At 49.1% G+C, this 21,074-nt stretch carries 17 protein-coding genes; 4 read left to right on the forward strand and 13 right to left on the reverse strand.

All coding sequences use genetic code 11. The annotated features are described in order from the left end of the window. Positions 1-61: 61 nt before the first annotated feature. The 12 genes from fabZ to rpsB form a co-directional block, all read right to left on the reverse strand. Positions 62-502 (reverse strand): 3-hydroxyacyl-ACP dehydratase FabZ, encoded by a 441-nt coding sequence (fabZ, locus tag MJO57_RS17875; RefSeq protein WP_252017603.1) that lies wholly within the window; start codon positions 500-502, stop codon positions 62-64. A gap of 112 nt (positions 503-614) precedes the next feature. Then, entirely contained in the window at positions 615-1,634 is a 1,020-nt protein-coding gene (lpxD, locus tag MJO57_RS17880) for a UDP-3-O-(3-hydroxymyristoyl)glucosamine N-acyltransferase (RefSeq protein WP_252017605.1), read from the reverse strand. 6 nt (positions 1,635-1,640) lie between these two features. Further along, entirely contained in the window at positions 1,641-2,150 is a 510-nt protein-coding gene (locus MJO57_RS17885; RefSeq protein WP_252017607.1) for an OmpH family outer membrane protein, read from the reverse strand. A 128-nt stretch (positions 2,151-2,278) separates the two neighbouring features. After that, positions 2,279-4,606: an outer membrane protein assembly factor BamA gene (gene bamA, locus MJO57_RS17890; protein WP_252017609.1), complete on the reverse strand. Its 2,328-nt coding sequence runs from the start codon at positions 4,604-4,606 to the stop codon at positions 2,279-2,281. Between the two features lie 191 nt (positions 4,607-4,797). Further along, the gene (gene rseP / locus MJO57_RS17895) at positions 4,798-6,201 is read right to left on the reverse strand and encodes a sigma E protease regulator RseP (protein WP_252017611.1); all 1,404 of its coding nucleotides are present in this window, start codon (positions 6,199-6,201) and stop codon (positions 4,798-4,800) included. Beyond that, positions 6,198-7,412 carry a 1-deoxy-D-xylulose-5-phosphate reductoisomerase gene (gene ispC / locus MJO57_RS17900; protein ID WP_252017613.1) on the reverse strand — a complete coding sequence of 405 codons (1,215 nt, stop codon included), beginning with the start codon at positions 7,410-7,412 and terminating at the stop codon, positions 6,198-6,200. Before ispC ends, rseP begins: the two co-directional genes overlap by 4 nt. A gap of 3 nt (positions 7,413-7,415) precedes the next feature. Next, positions 7,416-8,219 carry a phosphatidate cytidylyltransferase gene (locus tag MJO57_RS17905; RefSeq protein WP_252017615.1) on the reverse strand — a complete coding sequence of 268 codons (804 nt, stop codon included), beginning with the start codon at positions 8,217-8,219 and terminating at the stop codon, positions 7,416-7,418. Then, positions 8,213-8,992 (reverse strand): polyprenyl diphosphate synthase, encoded by a 780-nt coding sequence (uppS, locus tag MJO57_RS17910; RefSeq protein WP_252017617.1) that lies wholly within the window; start codon positions 8,990-8,992, stop codon positions 8,213-8,215. Before uppS ends, MJO57_RS17905 begins: the two co-directional genes overlap by 7 nt. Before the next feature lie 192 nt (positions 8,993-9,184). Continuing rightward, a complete protein-coding gene (gene frr, locus MJO57_RS17915) occupies positions 9,185-9,742 on the reverse strand; it encodes a ribosome recycling factor (RefSeq protein ID WP_252017618.1) in 558 nt (185 codons plus the stop codon). 2 nt (positions 9,743-9,744) lie between these two features. Then, positions 9,745-10,476, reverse strand: coding sequence for a UMP kinase (gene pyrH / locus MJO57_RS17920; RefSeq protein ID WP_252017620.1), 732 nt, complete (start codon positions 10,474-10,476; stop codon positions 9,745-9,747). 80 nt (positions 10,477-10,556) lie between these two features. Further along, on the reverse strand, positions 10,557-11,417 hold the full coding sequence (gene tsf, locus MJO57_RS17925; RefSeq protein ID WP_252017622.1) for a translation elongation factor Ts: 861 nt from the start codon (positions 11,415-11,417) through the stop codon (positions 10,557-10,559). A gap of 213 nt (positions 11,418-11,630) precedes the next feature. After that, the gene (gene rpsB, locus MJO57_RS17930; RefSeq protein WP_252027063.1) at positions 11,631-12,410 is read right to left on the reverse strand and encodes a 30S ribosomal protein S2; all 780 of its coding nucleotides are present in this window, start codon (positions 12,408-12,410) and stop codon (positions 11,631-11,633) included. A 396-nt stretch (positions 12,411-12,806) separates the two neighbouring features. Between rpsB and MJO57_RS17935 the strand changes: the two genes are divergently transcribed. The 3 genes from MJO57_RS17935 (at position 12,807) to map (ending at position 17,008) form a co-directional block, all read left to right on the forward strand. Further along, positions 12,807-14,351 carry a hypothetical protein gene (locus MJO57_RS17935; protein ID WP_252017624.1) on the forward strand — a complete coding sequence of 515 codons (1,545 nt, stop codon included), beginning with the start codon at positions 12,807-12,809 and terminating at the stop codon, positions 14,349-14,351. An 84-nt stretch (positions 14,352-14,435) separates the two neighbouring features. Then, positions 14,436-16,079 carry a hypothetical protein gene (locus MJO57_RS17940; protein ID WP_252017626.1) on the forward strand — a complete coding sequence of 548 codons (1,644 nt, stop codon included), beginning with the start codon at positions 14,436-14,438 and terminating at the stop codon, positions 16,077-16,079. Positions 16,080-16,213: 134 nt separating this feature from the next. After that, positions 16,214-17,008: a type I methionyl aminopeptidase gene (map, locus tag MJO57_RS17945; protein WP_252017627.1), complete on the forward strand. Its 795-nt coding sequence runs from the start codon at positions 16,214-16,216 to the stop codon at positions 17,006-17,008. Between the two features lie 56 nt (positions 17,009-17,064). Here map and MJO57_RS17950 read toward each other — a convergent pair whose 3' ends face one another. Beyond that, positions 17,065-17,985 carry a 2-dehydro-3-deoxygalactonokinase gene (locus tag MJO57_RS17950; RefSeq protein ID WP_252017629.1) on the reverse strand — a complete coding sequence of 307 codons (921 nt, stop codon included), beginning with the start codon at positions 17,983-17,985 and terminating at the stop codon, positions 17,065-17,067. Positions 17,986-18,215: 230 nt separating this feature from the next. On the opposite strand from MJO57_RS17950, the gene glnD reads away from it, so the two are divergent. After that, a complete protein-coding gene (gene glnD, locus MJO57_RS17955; protein ID WP_252017631.1) occupies positions 18,216-20,927 on the forward strand; it encodes a [protein-PII] uridylyltransferase in 2,712 nt (903 codons plus the stop codon). Positions 20,928-21,074: the final 147 nt, after the last annotated feature.

A 21,074-nucleotide genomic window follows, 5' to 3' on the forward strand; every position in this document is an offset into this window, starting at 1 on the left:
TCTGCTGTCAATGGGCCAATGGCTTCAGCAGCTTCAGAGTCAGTAACGGAGAGTGTGTCGCTCAAGATTTTATTTCCTTTCTTGCACACGTAACTTCTGCAGAGCAGACAATACTACCATCAACTACCGCCTCACAGGCAAATTTCCAGATATCCCGTTTCAGTGCCAACAGTTTTGAACGGAGAATCAACTGATCACCGGGCACTACGGGGGTACGAAAACGGACTTTATCCACTCCGGCGAAATAGTAGATTGTATCGCCATCCGTCTTGCGAATGTGATAACCAAGGATACCTGCCGACTGAGCCATCGCTTCAATAATCAACACTCCCGGCATCACCGGATGCTGAGGGAAATGACCATTAAAATGTGGTTCATTACTGGATACATTTTTAAGACAGTCGATGGTGCCATTTTCTATATCCACATGAAGAATCCGATCCACCAGCAGAAAAGGATACCGGTGGGGCAGGATCTGCTTAATTTCCTCAATTCGTCTCATTCGCCATAAACTCTAATCTTCAATGCAACGGAAAAAGGCTGGAAAACCAGCCTTTTCTTTACCATCAAAATACTCACCGGCAGTTGGCAGAGAAGCTACAGGGTACTTATAGTCAGTATCGCTGTTTCTCCAACTGTTTAACCCGCCTGGCCAGGTCATCCAATTGCCGGAAACGAATCACGTTTTTCCGCCACTCGCGACTTTCCATGAAGCCTGTACCCGAGGAATAGGAACCAGCCTTGGTAATTGAGCGGGTAATCATGGCCATGCCACTGATAAACGTACCATCCGCAATGGTCAGATGACCGGCAAAACCGGCTGCTCCGGCAATAGTACAATTTTTACCAATGGTTGTACTTCCGGAAATACCGACACCGGACGCAATGGCTGTATTCTCGCCAATCACTACATTGTGAGCAATCTGGATCAGGTTATCCAGGCGAACACCACGGTGTATTTCCGTATTACCCAGTGCACCGCGATCAATACAGGTATTATTTCCTATTTCAACATCGCAGCCGATCACGACCCCACCAATCTGGGCTATTTTGTGCCAGCGACCATCAGCGTACGCATTGCCAAAACCATCACCACCAATCACTGCTCCGGAATGGATGATCGTTCTATCGCCAATGGTGACACCATGGCAGACCGTCACATTGCGATGAAGATGGACATCCGAACCGATGATGGAGTCGTGACCAATCACTGTGCCTGCGTCAATTCGAGCACCTGCTGCAATATGTACCCCTGCCTCAATAACCACATTGGCACCAATGGCAGCGCTGGAATCAACAGTCGCTGTCTCATCAACCACTGCACTGGGGTGGATACCTTCATTGCCGCCACGATCAGGGTCGAACAGGGCAGACAACCGGGCATAACCCAGATACGGATTATCAAGAATCAGGACATTTCCAGAATAAACACTAACAGCATCAGGACTGAGAATGACCGCACCTGCCTCTGTGGTTTCCAGGTACTTGGCATAAGCCGGGTTAGCCAGAAAGCTTAACTCATGCCCCTGCGCATGCTGAAGGGTATTCAGGCCTGAAATCTGCTTATCCGCATCTCCCTGCAGCTGGGCATTGCACTTTTCTGCCAGTTCGGACAACGTATAAACATCAGTCATGATTCATTACTTCATCTGATTGAGGCTTTCAATGACCTTGCGGGTGATATCAATTCCAGGACTGGCATAGATGGTCATCTGACGATCAATCACCAGATCCAGCTTTAACTCACTGACGACCTTATCGATGGCTGCCTGCAGTTTTGGGCGGAGCTTTTCACGCTCCGCATTATCCGCTTCCGCTCTGTCAGTTTGATACTGCCGTCCCTTCATTTGCCAGTCTTCATATTTGCGCTGTAACTCCAGCTGACGAACTTTCAACTGATCAGCACTCAGGGTTGGGCCGTCTTTCTGCAACTTTTCCTGCATATTACGCACTTCGCCCTCTAGCTTCTGCAAAGCGACCAGTTGAGGCTTAAACTTGGCCTCAGACTTTTTGGCGTATTGTTTACCGGCATTGGATTCACTCAACACCATCACCGTATCAAGCACACCAATTATAGTGCCGGTAGTGGCGGCATTAGCCAGAGGGGTCAGCATAATCAGGGCCAGGAATGCCAGTCTGATCGTTTTCAAAATACATCTCCTGAAAGCGGAAAAGGGCACATTATAAAGAAAAGGTGCCTGATAGCACCTTTTAATTACGTAAAATGTAATTACGTAAAATGCCTTCTATTCAGAAGGCATAACAAAATGATGGTGTGTTAGAAGGGAGTCCCCAGGGAGAATTGGAAGGTCTGGGTTTCATCCTTATCTTTGTCTTTAACATTAAGCGCTTTCGCCAGGCTGAATGTCAGCGGGCCTAAAGGAGTAATCCAGGTCAGACCAACACCTGTACTGTATCGTAACTCTGCCAGATCTGGTTTATAACAACCCACCATATCAACACCGGTAGGACAAGTCGTATCAAAGACATTACCAAAGTCAAAGAAAACACTGGTTCTCAATGAGCGCTGATCTTTCACGAATGGCAACGGGAACAGCACTTCGACCGTACCTTCAATCAGTACATCCCCCCCCATACTGTTAAAGTCACCCGGATCATCACTTTGCGGCGCCTTGGGCCCAAGCGAGTTATCCTTGTAACCTCTGACAGAACCAAAACCACCCGCATAGAAGTTTTCAAAGAACGGCATTTCAGTTGTGTCACCATAGGCACCACCATACCCAAGACGAGTGGCAAAACGCGCCGTCAGACTGCGGGTAATGGGCTGAAAGTACTGCCCCCGATACACCAGTTTATAAAATGTGGTCGTTGAGCCCGGAATCGCAGCAGATAACGATACGCTCTGAGAAAAGCCCGCCGTTGGCAGTAACCCGCGGTTCAGCTCTGATTGCGACCAGCCCAGCGACGTCTTGATATTGGTAAACTTACGCCCTTCTTCATCCAGATACTTCAGAATGACCTGAGGCGTGCCAGAACCAGTGGTGATCTCAGTACCATCAATCCCGACACTGAAATTAACAGATTCTGTTTCAGACAATGGATACCCGAAACGGACGTTACCGCCAAAGGTGTCAGCCGCATAACTGGAGATGTCCGAATCACTGTAGTCGTAGGTTCGATAGTAGACATCAAAACCCCGGGATACTCCGTCAACGGTGTAATAGGGATCCATAAAGCTGAAATTATAAAGCTGGCTGACATCACTTTTATTCAGACCAACCGTCACCTTGTTTCCGGTTCCCAGGAAGTTGCTCTGGCTGACAGAGCCTCCGAGCAACAGACCATCAGACTGGGAGTAACCGATACTGGCGGTCACACTGCCGGAAGGCTGCTCCTCTACGGTGTAATTCACATCAATCTGGTCGCTGGTTCCCGGAACAGGGGGCGTTTCCACATTAACTTCCTTGAAAAACCCGAGGCGTTCAAGCCGCACCTTGGACTGCTCAATCTTCTGGGTATTGGCAGAAGAGCCCTCCATCTGGCGCATTTCCCGACGTAATACCTCATCGTCTGTCTTGGTATTTCCGGAGAAGTTGATGCGTCGGACATACGCTCTGCGTCCCGGATCAACAAAAAAGGTCAACTCAACCGTTTTGTTTTCATGATCAGGCTTGGGAATCCCCGTCACATTGGCAAAAGTGTACCCTTCATTGCCAAGACGGCGACTCAGAATCTCTTCGGTGGTCGTGATCAGCTTACGGGAGAACACCTGGTCTGGCTGAGCCAGCAGCAGTTTTCTGGCCTCTTCTTCGGGAATAATCAGGTCGCCGGCAAGCTTAACGTCACTGACTGTGTACTCATCACCCTCATCAACGTTGACCGTGATATAGACACTCTGCTTGTCAGGACTGATGGAAACCTGGGTCGAGGTTATATTGAAGTTGATATACCCCCGATCCAGGTACCACGACCGCAAACGCTCCAAGTCACCGGACAGTTTCTCTCGGGAGTATTTATCTGCTGAACTGAAGAATTGATACCATTCAGCTTTCTGCAGTTCAAAGAGGTCAATAAGCTCCTCCCTGGGGAAGGCTGTATTGCCCACAACATTGACATGCTGGATGGTAGCCACTTTACCTTCTTTGACATTAATACGCAGCTTTACCCGGTTACGCGGCTGGGCCTCAACATCAGCAGTTATGCGTGCACCATAACGCCCCTGGGCTACGTATTGACGCTCAAGCTCAAGACGGATAGCTTCTAGCGTGGCCTGCTGGAAAATTTCACCTTCTGCCAGACCAGAGCGCTCCAGGCCCGTCATCAGGTCTTCTGTCTTGATCGCCTTATTGCCCTTAATCTCTATGGTGCTGATGGATGGTCGTTCAACAACCGAAACCACCAGCACATCGCCCTCACGGGCCATACGAATGTCATTGAAATACCCGGTCTGATAGAGCGCACGAGCGGCCCCGGCAATATCCGGTGACTCAATATCATCACCAACCTCAACAGGCAGGGCATTAAAAACTGTCCCGGCTGAAACCCTTTGAAGGCCATCAATCCGGATATCTGAGACGACGAAAGCCTGGGCGGCAGGCGCAATGGCTAGAGAGCCAATCAGCAGAGACAACAGTGATCGCTTCATGGAATCCGTTCTTATCCGTGTTCATTTCGCATTAACGTGAAAAACATTCTCATCAATTTCCACACCGCTATTCATGGTTTGCAGATACGCAGAGCGCAAAATGCGGCTCTTTCGTCTGGCTATTCGATGGTTAAACCAATGCATCTATTACAGCCATTCCAGAAAGCGCATCGGCTTTCTGATGCCCTATATCATTGAAAGAGGCGACTAAGGTCGTTATACATGGCCAGCATCATCACTCCGACAACAAACGTTACCCCGATTTTCAACCCCAGTGCCTGAGTTTTCTCAGAGAGAGGTTTCCCCCTGACCATTTCAACAAGATAGAAAAGCAGGTGACCTCCATCCAGCACGGGTATCGGAAGCAGGTTCAGCACCCCAAGGCTGACGCTTAACATTGCCAGAAAATAGAGAAAATTTTCCAGGCCAGACTCAAGTGACGCGCCCGCCACTTTAGCAATGGTTATCGGGCCGCTCAAGTTTTTAACAGAAACCAGCCCCACAACCATCTTCCAGAGGGACTCTAGTGTCATAGTCGTCAGTGACCAGGTGGCCTGGGCGCCTTTCACCAGCGACTCAATCGCTCCGAACTGCAAGTGACGAATCATGGTGTCTGGCCAGGAAACCGGTTGGACACCGGCACCAATAAACCCGGTTGTCACCCCATCCGTGGATCGACTGCCCGGGGTCAACTGAATAGCCTGACTAACGCCACCCCGCTCAACCAGCAATTGCAGAGGCTGACCCGCATTATCACGGACCACTTCTACAAAGTGCATCCAGTCAACGACCGTCTCCTCATTAACACGCAGGATTTTATCACCTGACTTGAGACCATTCCTCGCAGCAGCGCCATCTTCAGCCAACTGGCCAATCACAGCAGGGATTGGTGGTGAGTAAGGCACAATACCCAGGGAGCGCACAGGATTTGGCTGCTCTTCATTTACCAGCCAGTCAACTACAGCGATACTTTTATCTCTGACAGCGCCCTGTGAGGCTGCTCCGGGCTCTCCGGCCCGGATAGAAACATTAAGATTTCGGCTTTCACCAATGTAGGCCAGCAGCTCCATGTTCACAGCCTGCCAGCCGGGCGTTTCAACACCGTTCACGGCAACAATTTCATCACCGGGATGAATGCCGGCAACGGCAGCCGGTGAATCGGGCGTTACTTCGCCAACCTGAGGCATCAGGGTACGAACACCCACCAGGTACATAAGCCAAAGGGCAACAACAGCAAGCAGAAAATTAGCCACAGGCCCGGCAGCCACAATGGCAATCCGTGAAAGAACCGGCTTGCTATTGAAGGAGAGGTGCCGTTCATCATCAGGAACCGGCCCCTCTCTCTCATCCAGCATCTTGACATAGCCTCCCAGCGGCACTGCGGCAATGGTGTACTCAGTACCGTGGCGGTCAGTCCAACTCCATAACGACTTACCAAAACCTACGGAGAACCGAAGCACTTTAACGCCACACCGACGGGCAACCCAGAAGTGACCATATTCGTGAATACTCACCAGTATTCCAAGGGTCACGACAAAAGCAAACAGGGTCTGCACTGAACTGGCTATCTCCGACCAAAGCGATTCAAAAATCATGCAACACCCTGCATTTGTGAAACCTGTTTCTGCGCCAGATAGCGGGCTTCTCTGTCAGCTTCCAGCACTTGATCTATGTCTCCGGCTCTCATGACCGGTAAGGTCTGCAATGTTGCATTAATAACTTCAGGTATGCGGTCAAAACGAAGCTTTCGTTCCAGAAATGCATCAACCGCAACTTCATTGGCAGCATTGAGCATGGCGGCGGCTGTACCACCACTGCATGCAGCTTCCTGGGCCAACTTCAAACAGCGGTATCGGATCATGTCCGGAGCATAAAAATCAAGCCTGGCAATCTCGGTCAGGGACAAAGGAGCAACACCGGATGGGATTCTTCCCGGCCATGCCAGAGCATGGGCAATCGGTGTTCTCATGTCCGGATTGCCCATCTGGGCAAGCACCGAACCATCCTCATAATCCACCATCGAGTGGATAATACTTTGCGGATGAATCACCACCTCTATCTGCTCAGGACGGGCATTAAATAGCCAGCACGCTTCAATAAACTCAAGGCCCTTGTTCATCATCGTGGCTGAGTCTACCGAAATTTTACGCCCCATGCTCCAGTTTGGATGGGCACAGGCCTGTTCCGGCGTCACTGCGGCAAAGCTTTCTACAGGCGATTGCCGGAATGGACCTCCGGATGCGGTGAGCAATATTCTTCTAACCCCGGCCCGTGCCAGCCCCATAGAATGATCAGCAGGCAAACACTGAAAAATAGCGTTATGCTCACTGTCAATGGGCAGGAGAACAGAGCCAGAGGCCCTAACAGCGTCCATGAATAAAGCACCAGTCATCACCAGCGCCTCCTTGTTCGCCAGAAGAATTTTTTTCCCGGCCCGAACAGCAGCCAGGGTGGGTGAAAGCCCTGCAGCACCAACAATAGCGGCCATCACCAAATCGACCTCACCATCAGCCACCACCTGATCCATCGCCACCAGACCGGATTCAACGGAAATGTCCAGGCCTTCAGACTGAAGATCTGCCCGAAGATCACGGGCTGCCTGCTCGTCCGCCATCACGATATATTGCGGCTGAAACTGACGAGCCTGCTCGAGCATAGCATCGGCATTTCTGCCCGCGATTAGCGAATGCACACGGTATTGATCCGGGTTACGGGCGATAACATCCAAGGTACTTTTGCCGATGGACCCTGTGGACCCCAACACACAAACCCGCTGCCTTCCGGATTGAGAGCATGATGCAGCCATGACCTATACCCCCCTGATTATCATGACATAGAGAGTAAATATCGGGATGGCCGCAGTCAGACTGTCAATGCGATCGAGAACACCACCATGTCCGGGCAAGAGGCTGCCACTGTCTTTAATCCCCCTGTGCCGTTTCAACACACTTTCCCAGAGGTCTCCCAAAACGGAAACCAGAACGGTCACAATGGTTATCATTAATAACGACACCCCCTGAAAAAAACTGATACTGCTACACAGCGTAACAAGGCTTGAAATCATTATTGAAAACAGCACCCCGCCAACCAGCCCCTCCAGAGTTTTTTTCGGGCTGACCCGTTCAATCAGTTTTGTCTTGCCAAAACGCTTGCCGGCAAAATAGGCACCACAGTCGGCCGACCAGACCATCACCAGGAGAGTCACGATCAACCAGGCTGAGTCTGTCATTTGTTTGAGTTGATAAAGACCCACCCATGCCGGTACCAGGGTCAGCAATCCGGCCAACAATCTAAGTCGCCTGCTCTCAAGCAAGCGACCACTCCCCGGGTATTGTTTGACCAGAATAAAAGCTATCAACCACCAGACAGCAGCAAGGCCAAGCGTCAAAAAGGGAGGTAAAAAAAGCGTCAGACCACAGAAGGCACCAATAGCCAGCGCATAAGCCAGGCGATCAGACCGTTGTTCAAAACCAGAAAGGTTTGCCCATTCCCAGGCCGCCAGCATGATAATCGCGGCAATAAAAAAGCCAAAACCGGTTAATGGTAATAAAAACACGCCAGCAAGGGCTGCTGGCGCCAATATAAGAGCCGTTATAATTCTTTGTTTCAACACGGTGTTTCAGCCTCCACCTGCTCGCTGGTTTTGCCAAATCGTCGCTGGCGGCGGGCGTAAGTCAGCAGGGCCTGCTGAAATTCATCACGTCCAAAATCCGGCCACAAGGTTTCGGTAAAGTAAAACTCACTGTAAGCACATTGCCACAACAAAAAGTTACTGATTCGCTGCTCGCCACTGGTACGGATCAAAAGGTCGGGCGCGGGTAATCCGGAAGTACTGAGGTGCTGCTCAATCGCCGACGCATCAATACTCTCTGATTCAAGCTCGCCACGAGCAACTTTCTCGGCCAGTTGGCGTGCAGCAGAGGCGATATCCCACATACCACCGTAGTTGGCAGCAATGACCAGAGTCACTGCATAATCACCTGAAGTGAGCGCTTCTACTTCTTGGATATGTTTCTGTATTTCAGGGCTGAACCGGGTTACATCTCCAATAACCTTCAGCCTGATGCGATTTCTCTTTAACCGCTTGGCCTCTCGCTTGAGTACATTCAGAAACAGGCCCATAAGGCCATTGACTTCAATGATTGGCCGGTTCCAGTTCTCGCTGCTGAATGCAAACAGCGTGAGCACTTCAACACCCTGATCAGTGCAGACCTCAACCACTTCACGAACCCGGTCAACACCAGCCCGGTGCCCGGCCAGCCCGGGCAGGCGTTTCATTTTAGCCCAGCGGTTATTTCCATCAAGAATGATAGCCACATGGCGCGGCAGCTTTTCTGGCGGAACTCCCTGAACGCCGCTTTTTCCCTGTAACGATGTATTGGCCATGAATTAAGACAATCTGAAAATTGGCAGGTAAAAAAAAGGTAACAGTAGAACCTTGCAGGAGCCCACCATAAAAAGCAAGCACCTGCAACGCATCAAAAGACAGCTGACGCCTGAAAGACCGGGGTCATCACTACCTGATCAGTGTCTGACAAACCCGATAAGACAATGACTCCAATTCAGCACGACCAGCCATTAGATCGCCATCAGATCATCTTCCTTGGCAGAAAGATTTTTATCAACTTCAGCAATAAACTGATCAGTCAACTTCTGAACATCATCCTGACCGCGACGCTCATCGTCTTCACTAATCTCTTTTTCCTTCTCCAGCTCTTTAATATCAGCAAGTGCATCACGGCGAATATTACGGATAGCAATGCGGGCATTCTCCGCATCCTGACGTGCCTGACGAATATAGCCCTTGCGGGTTTCTTCAGTCAGCGGCGGCAAAGGGATACGAATGACTTCGCCTGCAGTGGAAGGGTTCAGCCCAAGGTCAGACTTCAGAATCGCCTTTTCCACATCAGGCACCACCTGCTTTTCCCAGACACGCACAGCAAGTGTACGACCATCTTCAACAGATACGTTCGCCATTTGGCTCAGAGGCGTTTCTGAGCCGTAATAAGACACTTTGATACCATCAAGAAGGCTCGGATGAGCACGACCGGTTCGAATCTTGTTGAAAGCAACCGTCAACGATTCAATGGTTTTGCCCATACGCTCCCTAGCGTCATCTTTAATCTCATTGATCATCATTAACCCCCGTTTACCAGTGTTCCCTCATTACCACCAACCACAAGATTCAACAGGGCCCCGGGCTTATTCATGTTAAACACCCGAACGGGCATCTGCTGATCACGGACCAGACAGATCGCAGTCAAATCCATTACGCCCAGCTTGCGCTCCAGGACATCATCATAGGTCAGCTGATCAAACTTAACCGCATCAGCATGTTTAACCGGATCTTTATCATAGACACCATCAACCTTGGTGGCCTTGAGGACAACATCAACGCCCACCTCAATACCCCTCAGGCAGGCTGCTGAGTCAGTGGTAAAAAATGGATTTCCGGTACCGGCAGAAAAAATCACCACATCGCCAGAGTTGAGATATCTCATGGCCCGACGATGATCATAATGCTCAACAACACCACTCATGGGAATGGCTGACATTACCCGGGTATTGATATTGGATCGTTCAAGGGCATCACGCATGGCCAGGGCATTCATCACGGTTGCCAGCATTCCCATGTGATCGCCGGTCACCCGGTCAAGACCTGCTTTGCTCAAAGCGGCACCACGAAAAAGGTTTCCACCGCCAATAACGATACCAACCTGTACACCGATCCCTACTAACTGACCGATTTCCAGAGCCATACGATCAAGAACCCTGGGATCAATACCAAACCCACCTTCACCCTGCAGAGCTTCTCCACTGAGTTTAAGCAGTATGCGCTTGTATTTCGGTTGACTATCACTTGCCGGCATGTTCAGTTTCCGAGTCTGTTTGGCTAAATTACACTCACGGATAGACATGAAAAAGCCAGCCCTGACGGCTGGCTTTTATATTACAGTCCTGCCTGAGCGCGAACTTCTGCTGCGAAGTCCACTTCTTCCTTCTCAATACCTTCACCAACTTCAAAGCGTACGAAGCTGGACACGGTAGCACCGGCTTTCTTGGCCAGCGCACCAACCGTGGTATCAGGATCTTTAACAAAAGGCTGCTCAACCAGACTGCTTTCTGCCAGGAACTTGCTGATACGACCTTCAATCATCTTCTCGATGATATTCGCAGGCTTGCCAGACTGTTCCGCCTGAGCCTTGAAGATCTCTTTCTCTTTTTCCAGCAGCTCTGCTGGCATATCTTCCTTGTTAACCACCTGAGGGTTAACAGCAGCAACGTGCATGGCAATTTCACGAGCCAGCTCAGTATCACCACCTTCCAGCTGAGTCAGAACGGCGATACGGTTGTTACCGTGAACGTAAGAGCCAGTCACACCGCCTTCAACGATAGCAATACGACGAACACCGATGTTTTCACCGATCTTCTGAACCAGCGCCTGACGGGCTTCTTCCAGTTCGCCTGCCATCAGAGCGTTAACGTCAGCTTCTTTACGGGCAAACGCCGCACCAACAACCTGCTGAACAAAATTCAGGAAGTTATCGTCACGGGCTACGAAGTCAGTTTCGCTGTTGACTTCAACCAGTACGCCGAAACTGGCATCGTCAGCGACTTTAACCGCGACAATACCTTCCGCAGCGATGCGGCCAGCCTTCTTGGCGGCTTTTGCCTGACCAGACTTGCGCATCTCTTCGATAGCAACCTCAATGTCACCCTGCGCTTCAACCAGTGCCTTCTTACACTCCATCATGCCCAGGCCGGTACGCTCACGCAGTTCTTTTACCAGTGCTGCACTAATAGCTGCCATGGTTGATTCCTCTCAAATTGACAGTCTCATTCCATCCCCCTTGACCAGAGATGAAAAAGAATAGTTATCTGTACATCGGAAAAAAGGGGGCAAAGCCCCCTTCTACTCCATACAGTCTCTATTTTTTCAGGACAACCCTTATGGGAGCTATCCTGCAAGCCGGTCACTTAGCCAGCCTGCCTAGATCCTGCCTGGAGCTGGATCCTCAAAGCCTCAGGCTTCTTCAGAACCTTCCGCTTCCTCAGCCTTTGGAGACTCAGCCACAGAAGACTCTTCGATTTCTACGAACTCGTCTTCAGCACCAGTGCTCGCACGGGCACGACCTTCCAGAATCACATCAGCAGCGGCCCTCAGGTACAGCTGAATCGCGCGGATAGCATCATCATTGCCTGGAATGATGTAATCCACACCTTCCGGGCTGGAGTTGGTGTCCACGATACCGATAACAGGAATGCCCAGCTTGTTGGCTTCCTGAATGGCAATACGCTCGTGCTCAACATCGATAACGAACAGTGCGTCTGGCAGGCTGCCCATATCTTTAATACCACCCAGGCTGCGATCCAGCTTTTCCAGATCACGGCTGCGCATCAGCGCTTCTTTCTTGGTCAGCTTTTCAAACGTACCGTCATCACGCTGACCTTCCAGATCACGCAGGCGCTTGATGGACTGACGGATGGTTTTGTAGTTGGTCAGCATACCACCCAACCAGCGATGATCAACGTAAGGCATGCCACAACGGGCAGCTTCTTCACGAATGATCTTGCCAGCCGCACGCTTGGTACCGACAAAGAGCACCTTGTTCTTGCCTTCAGCCAGTTTGCCGATGAACTTCAGTGCGCCATTAAAGGCAGGCAGGGTATGCTCAAGGTTGATGATATGAATTCTGTTGCGCGCACCAAAGATGTACTTGTTCATCTTTGGGTTCCAGTAGCGGGTCTGGTGACCGAAATGCACGCCAGCCTTGAGCATGTCACGCATAGTGACTTGAGTCATGGGAATCTCCTGATTCAGGGTTATGCCTCCAAACACCCCATGCATTCGACCAGTTTCTCTCAGAAATAAGCCCTGAAAAAGCGTCTTTGAAGAGAGAGTCGGCACCCGGAATGATGTGTCGGTGAATGTGAGATCTATGTTCAATACCAAGTTCAATAAGGCCTGTCTTGTTCAATCCTCAGGACTGAGCGCAACGCACCTTAAATCTCGAAATCGAGTGGCGCTTTATACCATATCCATACAGTTTTCGAAACTTTTTCTGAACATCAGCAGCGACTCTGGCTATTTTCTTCCGGGCATCAACAAGCAATTTGCTCAGCCAAACGGAACTATATTCTTTCAATAGGGTCAATCTACCAGTCACACAACTCACTTCAACACATCAGAGTTAAAATAATGAACAGAGTCACTGGCGGTCTATTATTCTGCGTCTTAATCACTTCATTTACGTTGATAGAAACCGTTGCAGCAAGAACTGCCTCATGGCGAGAACCAACCCGGTTTGAGTATGATCATGAGCAACAGATATCTCCCGATCATTACGAAAAAGCCCCCAGACCAGATGCTGGCATCGTACTTCCTCCGGTGGTCAATGTCACACCCGACAATACTGACGTATTGACTATCAACCTTGCCAACAGAACAGAAATCGAGCAAGCATATATCCAGGCTTTTTATTTACGAGGTGAGCGTGATGGCGACATTCTCCTCAAAACGATTGATGATCTTCGTCGCAACCTGAGAGACTTAAGTAACGTTGCCTCAGAGCTCCAGAAAGTTTCTGATGACAGCCTTCTTCAGCCAATACCAGTGAGGGAATTTCTTGACAGTGTGAGGACGTTCACACAGGAATCAAACTTATTCCTTGAAGATGTTAATAATCTGGAACATTTTCCAACCCTCAGACCAGACATAACCGCAGATCCTGATAGCCAGGTTGACATGCTTCCACTGGTTCACCAATATCAGTCCACATTGCGAAAGCTTGATTCTCAGGTCAGTCAGCTCCATTTCAACATTGTCCTGCCGAGCGGTATGCTTCATCAGCAGCTCGGAATCAGTAGCGACCAACTCAAGTCGATGTCACTGTTTACTGCAGAACAGATAGCGGATATGAAACGTAATGTGCTGCAGCTACGGGCTATGCGAACCCAGGATAAGCGAGTCATCGATGAAGGAATCAACCGCTTTACCAAAGATGCCATTGAAACCTTTATTGACACCTTCGGCACTTCAGAAAGATACCGATCCATTTCCGATCCGGAAGGCAGTTTAAGAGCCAAAGAGATGTTAATTGATGCATTCTGGGCAAGATCATACATCAGAGCCACCTATGGTATTCAAATAGGCTGCATCCCGGTTGAATATGACAAGCGTATTTTCAATCTGGATTATTATCTAAGCGATATGACCGTTGGTGCCGCCCCCGTTTACGATCAAAACAAACTCATGCGCTATGGAAATCTTGCTCAGGAAGCGATGGTAACCATTGAAAATTCCGCCAGCAAAAGGTGGTTATCGGTCAGTTCATGGCTCACCTGGGTTGCCGGTAAATCCAATGAGATGGACACCAAATATTTCATCATTGCCCTGATTAAAAAAGATATTGATGAAGAGCTTGCCATTAGCCGTTCAGGCGGCCTGAGAAAGGTTCGTGACGGGTATCGCCAGCATTATCTGAGCTCTGATATGGGAAGAGCCCTCTATCAATTCAAAGCAAGACAGGTTTTCAGCTCATCAGAAGCATTGGATGATGATATTGAAAGCGATGTAATGATGGTTGAGGCAGGAACACTCAAAGGAGCCGTTGCCATGTGCATCAACGCGCTGGAAAACCAGGAAAACCGCCTTGATGAAGCCAGAAAGCTACAAAGCGTGGTTGATATGCTGACCAGGGACAACGTCATTTCTGAGCGCAGAAAAAAAAGGCACCTTTTTTAACTATTTCACAATATAGCTATGGGCATCCCTGCTACAAGATGCCCATTTTCATAATAAAACCAAAAGTTTTCGCAGGTTGATGTAATGGCTAGCAAAAAGCAGCTTGTGTATGGGGCTTTGCTTCTCATGCTTTTACCATTAAAGCCACACGCATTTCCTGGTCAAGAACCTTATTATATTGCTAACTATTGCGTTCAAATGTCTGAGCCCCGAGGGATAGTAAGCAGATCATGTCCAGGACAAGTTATTCCCTCGTACCAGACCCGCAACTTCCAGTTCGAAGAGCTGAGATGTTCAGCCAGTAATCACACTCACGTTCGCTTACCAGAGTCTTTTGATGAAGAAGCATGGCTTGATTTAAAAAACATCAGCCGCCATGAGGCTGCTGACCGGTTAAGACAACAGCCGTCACCAGCCTGGGCAGGGGTCATAGACTACCCTACTTACCTTCACTGGGAGTGGCAGGACTGTCGTCTAATCAGAGATGCATTGACCTGTGGTACCTATGAGGTTTGTGGAGAAAAAATGGTAACCACTGAGCATGGGGATACAGAATGGGTTAACCAATGCCATAGAGAACCCAAAAGCTGTTATGCCGATGTAACCTTGCATGAAAGCCAACACTGTGGTGGTGGTGATGGAAAACTGGTTTTTGATGTTGAGTTTCTGAAAAAAAACCAGGCTCACTGGAGCCCCGGTTCCCCTGGCTACATTGACCGTCTTGCCAATGGCTATGACCTGCTGCCGGGCGAAGAGGAACTAATCACTGTCAGCAACGTGAAAAGTAGCTGGTGGGAGTCACAATCTGCCGAGTTAGCACCAACACTGTTGATTGAAGACCCTAAAAATGAATACAGCCTCAGCCAATATATTCACAATCAACAACCCGATAGCCTTTCCTGTCGATTCAGGGGGCATGACAAGATCAGCTTTACCGTAGACACACAGAAAAGAATTGCCTCGCGTTCTCCCAATGCCTTTTCACTGCCAAAAGCTTTTGACAACGAGGACATTGATCCCTTGGTATGGCAATCAGCCCCGGGCCTTAATGGCTCAAGGGAAGAAAAAGGCTACCCAATGATCATGAGAGCCCAGGACTTTTCTGCTGCAGCACTCAGCGAGGTATCAGAAGACGTAACCGAAAAGCTGAAAAATATCATCGTGAGAATCCAACTCTATGAACCATCTATATTTGGCGAGAGACTGAAGTCCACTATCTACATTGATGAAGCCAAAGGCATTCAACAAACTCTGAATGCCATCTCAAGCAACCAGCAAATTCGACGCTCCACACTCTGGGAGTTCAAACTGAAAAATGGCGATAACCCTGACAAAAATATTTATCGAAGTTATCTACCATCACTGTTCTATTACCCCGGTAAAATTTTCCTGGCCAACGAGGCCATCAGCTATGATGACCACCTGACTCCGGACACAGAATACACACTGAAGTTAACGGTTTATCAGAAAAATTTTCCTTTCTATCACCAGTCCTGCAAATCAGATCCTGATGCCTGGGATTGCAAGTGGTACACCTTGTGGGGTCTCTTCAGTTTGAACCGACGTGAAGATCATTATTTTTCAAAGAAGAGCCTTGATGTCAGGTTCAAGTCAAACCCCAATGTAGACCAGAGAACCTGGCTATCAAGCTTCTGGCACTTTGTCAGCTATGCACAACTTGCTGTGCCTGTTGGGGCTGTCGCTTTATCGGTGATGTACCTGCTTTAAATCCAATCAAACTTGCCTGCGCTGTCGAGGAGCCACCCGAGACATACAATAATGTTCATACTTCGCTTGGGGATTCTGGTAAGATAACAAGGATTATCATTAACTTTCGCATCTTTAAGCGGCTTGACCTGACAATGAATGTAACCATCAAAACCCCTGAAGAAATTGAAAAGATGCGCATCGCTGGCCGTCTGGCCGCTGAAGTGCTGGAAATGATCGAACCCCATGTCAAGCCCGGCGTATCGACCGGCGAGCTGGATACTATCTGTCATGATTATATCGTCAATGTTCAAAAAGCAATCCCAGCCCCACTGAATTATGGCGCAGCCCCCGGCAGACCCGGCTTTCCAAGGTCCACCTGTATTTCCATTAACCAGGTCGTTTGTCACGGCATTCCCAGTGACAATAAATTCCTGAAAAATGGTGACGTGGTTAATATCGATATCACCGTGATCAAAGATGGCTACCATGGTGATACCAGCAAAATGTTCCTGGTTGGCGAGGTTCAACCATTTAATCAGCGGCTGGTACAGGTAACTCAGGAGTGCCTCTATCTGGGAATTGAGCAAGTCAAACCGGGTAACCGTCTGAGTGATATCGGTCATGTGATTGCCAGGCATGCCCACGATAACCATTTCTCAGTGGTTGAAGAGTACTGTGGCCATGGTATTGGCCGTGTTTTTCATGAAGATCCGCAGGTCATCCACTATGAAGGTTATAACGACAGAAATGACTGCGTCCTGAAAGAGGGCATGACATTTACTATCGAACCAATGATCAATGCCGGCAAGAAAGGAACCAGGCTACTGGGCGATGGATGGACAGCGGTAACCAGAGACCGACGCCCTTCAGCACAATGGGAACACACCATCGCTGTAACTGCGTCAGGCCATGAAGTGCTAACCAAACGAAAAGAAGAAAACCTCTAGTCTCCTCCTATGCCTTGATTGTCTGTCGTCTTTCAAGGCATAGCTGACTTTCCGGCTCAACTGACATCCTCCAGAGACTCCAGAATGAACTGCGCTCCTAAAAGGTAAGTTCTCTGCGAATCAACCAATACTGTTTGGATGGATAGCTCATCAAATGCCAGTTGATAGAGTTCCATCAACTGACCACTGCTAATCAGAACCAGATCATCCAGCCCCATTGATTTAAAATCCCGAAATTCATGGCCAATTAATAATCCAGATAAGTAACTACTGACATGTTCAGCCTCTATTTGGTTGACCAGTCGGCGAGTACTGACACTAAAGAGTATTTTGGACAAGCAACTGGATTGCAAAGCGGTTCTTACCCCGGTCATAAAATCGATAGAGGAGACTTTTTGCTCAACGCCAGCATGTCGGCACAGTGATGAGTGTTGATCCAGCACACTGTATAGTTCCCCGGTTATATAGGTAGAAAGCTGCGTGATAGCATCGTCTTCTACCCTGACAAGCTTACAGTGCGCTCCGGACTTCAGCAGCCAGCCATTAGAAATCCCCTGGTCTTTGATAGCACCAATGATGGATACTTCCTCCCCGTTCAAGACCTCAGAATACTCATCTCCGGAATGCAAAATACCCGGAACGATGGATACATTTTTCAACTGATTGACTGGGACTTTGACAACCCCATCCAGAATAGAGCGGTTCGAACAGGGGGTACGAACATAGGCAACTTCAACCCAACCTTCCCGTGCTCCTACCAGACCGGAGAGAATGATCGGAAATTCACCATGAGCAGACAGCCATGGATCAACAATGGTTTTTAATGCCGCTTCAAAAGCACCGTCTTTGACCTGTAAAACTCCCGGTTCCCCTGTTTTACTGTCAACCAAACTTTCCTTTTTCATCAGAAAAGCGCTATAGCTTTCTGCTGCCCAGTCAACGGCAACCCAGAACTGACCAGAAGAAAATATACTCATAGTGACGTATTACTCATACCTGAACACGATAGTGACATATAAGAGGTTGTCTGAGGTAACTGACAAGAAACTTGTCAGACAAGTTCAGCCAGAAAAGCCCACGGATCATTATAGTACTGATTTTTTTCAGTAATCCTTTTATCATGCCCATAGTGGTCACTCTCACCAACCAGATACCGATGCCATTCACCAGCAATACATGCACCGACAATAAAAGACAGCAGCCGATAATGAGCAATCCGTTCCAGAAAATCCCACTCTCTGTCAAGGACGCCCTTTTCAACAAGAGTCAGTTCCGGGCGGACTTAACTATTGCCAAAACCCCCATACCGGCCTACAAGAAATGCCTGAAGGAAGCCACAACCAAAATGGATCAATGGTTTCTGGATGGTATGGATATAGATCAGCTGGTAGTTGCCAGAGCCTGGTTGATCGATCAGGTTCTGTGCCTGGCATGGGAGCATCTCAATTGGAATAATGGCTGCCCCATTGCACTCCTGGCTGTCGGGGGATACGGCAGGGGTGAACTGCATCCGGGGTCAGATATCGACATTTTGATACTGCTGGAAAAAGACCAATATAATGAACATCAGGATGCTATCGAGCGTTTTCTGACCTTGCTCTGGGACATCGGATTAAAAGTGGGATCCAGTGTCCGTTCCCTTGATGAGTGTGCAAGCCAGGCGGCTAATGATCTGACCATCATCACCAATCTGATGGAGTCGAGGGTTGTATCCGGCCCGGTATTCCTGCACGAACATCTGCTGGACACGATTGACACTGAACACATGTGGCCCAGCCAACTTTATCTTCAGGCGAAATTCGAAGAGCAACGAAAACGCCACCGTAAATATAATGACACCGAGTACGATCTGGAACCCAATATCAAAGGTTCACCAGGTGGCCTTCGGGATCTGCACATGCTCGGATGGGTGGCCCGACGGCACTACGGAACTCATGATCCCGCTGAACTTTTGGAGCTTGGCTTCCTGAGCAATGCTGAATATCAGCAGCTGCAGAGATGCAGGGCATTTCTCTGGAAAATTCGCTGGGCACTTCACTCACTGACAGGGCGTGGAGAAGATCGCCTGCTGTTTGATCATCAGCGAACGCTGGCCAGCCAGTTTGGTTATCATGATCATACAGGCGCTTTGGCAGTGGAGCAGTTCATGCAGAGCTACTTTCGCACTGTCATGAATGTCAGCCAGCTAAAAGACCTGCTTCTGCAACATTTTGACGACGATATCCTCAGCGCCGGAATCATGCAGGAAGTTCATGCTATTAATGAACGTTTTCAGGTATGCAATCACTACATTGAAACCATCCACGACAAGGTTTTTGCCGAATACCCTCCAGCTATTCTGGAGATGTTTGTGCTGATTACCCGGGATCAGACAATCCAGGGACCAACCGCCGAAACCATACGACTGCTGAGAGATTACCGCCACCTGGTAGACAGCACCTTTCGCAAAGACCCGCGATGCACAAAGCTGTTTCTGGAACTTATGCGCGCCCCTTATGCATTAACAGCGACGTTAAGAAGACTCGCCCGCTATGGCATACTGGGTCGCTACCTTCCGGAATTTGGTAAAATCATAGGACAGATGCAGTATGATCTTTTCCATACACTCACGGTCGATGCCCATACTCTGTTATTGATAAAATACCTGCGAAGCTTTTCCTATCAAAAGAGCCACCAGCAGTTTCCCATCGCCTCAAAAATCATCCACCGAATTCCCAAACAGGAATTACTTTACCTGGCTGGCCTTTACCATGATATCGGCAAAGGTCGTGGAGGAGACCACTCCCAGCTGGGTGCAGTGGATGCAAAGCAATTTTGTCGTGTTCATGGACTGAATAAAGAAGACACAGCACTGATTGTCTGGCTGGTACAGGAACACCTGACTATGTCGGTCACCGCTCAGAAAAAAGATCTGTCCGACCCAAAAGTCATTCAGGACTTTGCCCGACGTGTCGGAACCCGGGAGCGACTCAAGTACCTGTATCTGCTTACGGTAGCTGATATTAACGCAACCAATCCCGGACTTTGGAATGGCTGGCGGGATTCTCTGTTGCAACAGCTTTTCTCTCAAACCCAGCAGCTATTGAAACGGGGCGTCGATAATCTGCCCGAAATGAATGAGCAAATCGCCAACACAAAGCAGCGGGCAATGGCCCTGCTTACTGGAAAAGGCTTAAAAGAGGAAGATATATCCTATCTCTGGGATCAGTTTAATGATGAGTATTTTCTTCGTCACCAAAGCGATGAAATCAGCTGGCAGACTGAAGGTATTCTTCAGCATGACTCGAACAAGCCGCTGATCCTGATTCCGGCAATTGCTGATGGTTATGAGCAGCAGGGCTCGCGGGTATTTGTCTACACCCATGACCAGTCCAACCTGTTCGCTGCCACAGTGGCTGCGTTCCATCAGCTGGGACTGGCCATTCAGGATGCCAGAATCATCACTTCCAGAAGTAACTACAGCCTTGATACCTACACCGTTCTTGAAGAAGACGGCTCTGCCATCGGCCCCAATGCCGAACGGATACTGGACATCAAGACTCATTTGCAGAATACCCTTTCGGCCCCGGACAAATTTCCTGACCTGATTCGCCGGAGAACACCCCGACAACTCCGCTATTTTAACCGGGAGCCAGTCGTACTGATCAGCAACCAGATTGAGCCCAGACAAACGGTTCTTGATATTACCGCCACAGACCGGCCGGGACTGCTTGCCCTGATCGGTAAAACCTTCGCCAACCTGAATCTGCAGGTGCACGGCGCCAAAGTTGCCACCTTCGGAGAAAAGGTTGAAGACAGTTTTATCATTGCCGACAGCAATGGTGAAGCCATTCAGGAGGCTGCAAGCTGTAACGAAATATGTAACGCATTAATCCGTTTACTGCGTGAAGCTTCAAGTCATGACGCCATTACACCGTAAAAATCCGATACGATCTGCCTACATGGAATTGATATTATCTTGACTGACGATCAGCAACGGTCACGCTCCTGCTATCAAAATAGAAGTCAATTATCGTACAATCCCTCTCCCTTTTTTTCGCAACCTTGTTCGCAAACCGTTCAATAT

The organism is Endozoicomonas sp. SCSIO W0465, from assembly GCF_023716865.1.
Classification (GTDB): Bacteria; Pseudomonadota; Gammaproteobacteria; order Pseudomonadales; family Endozoicomonadaceae; genus Endozoicomonas.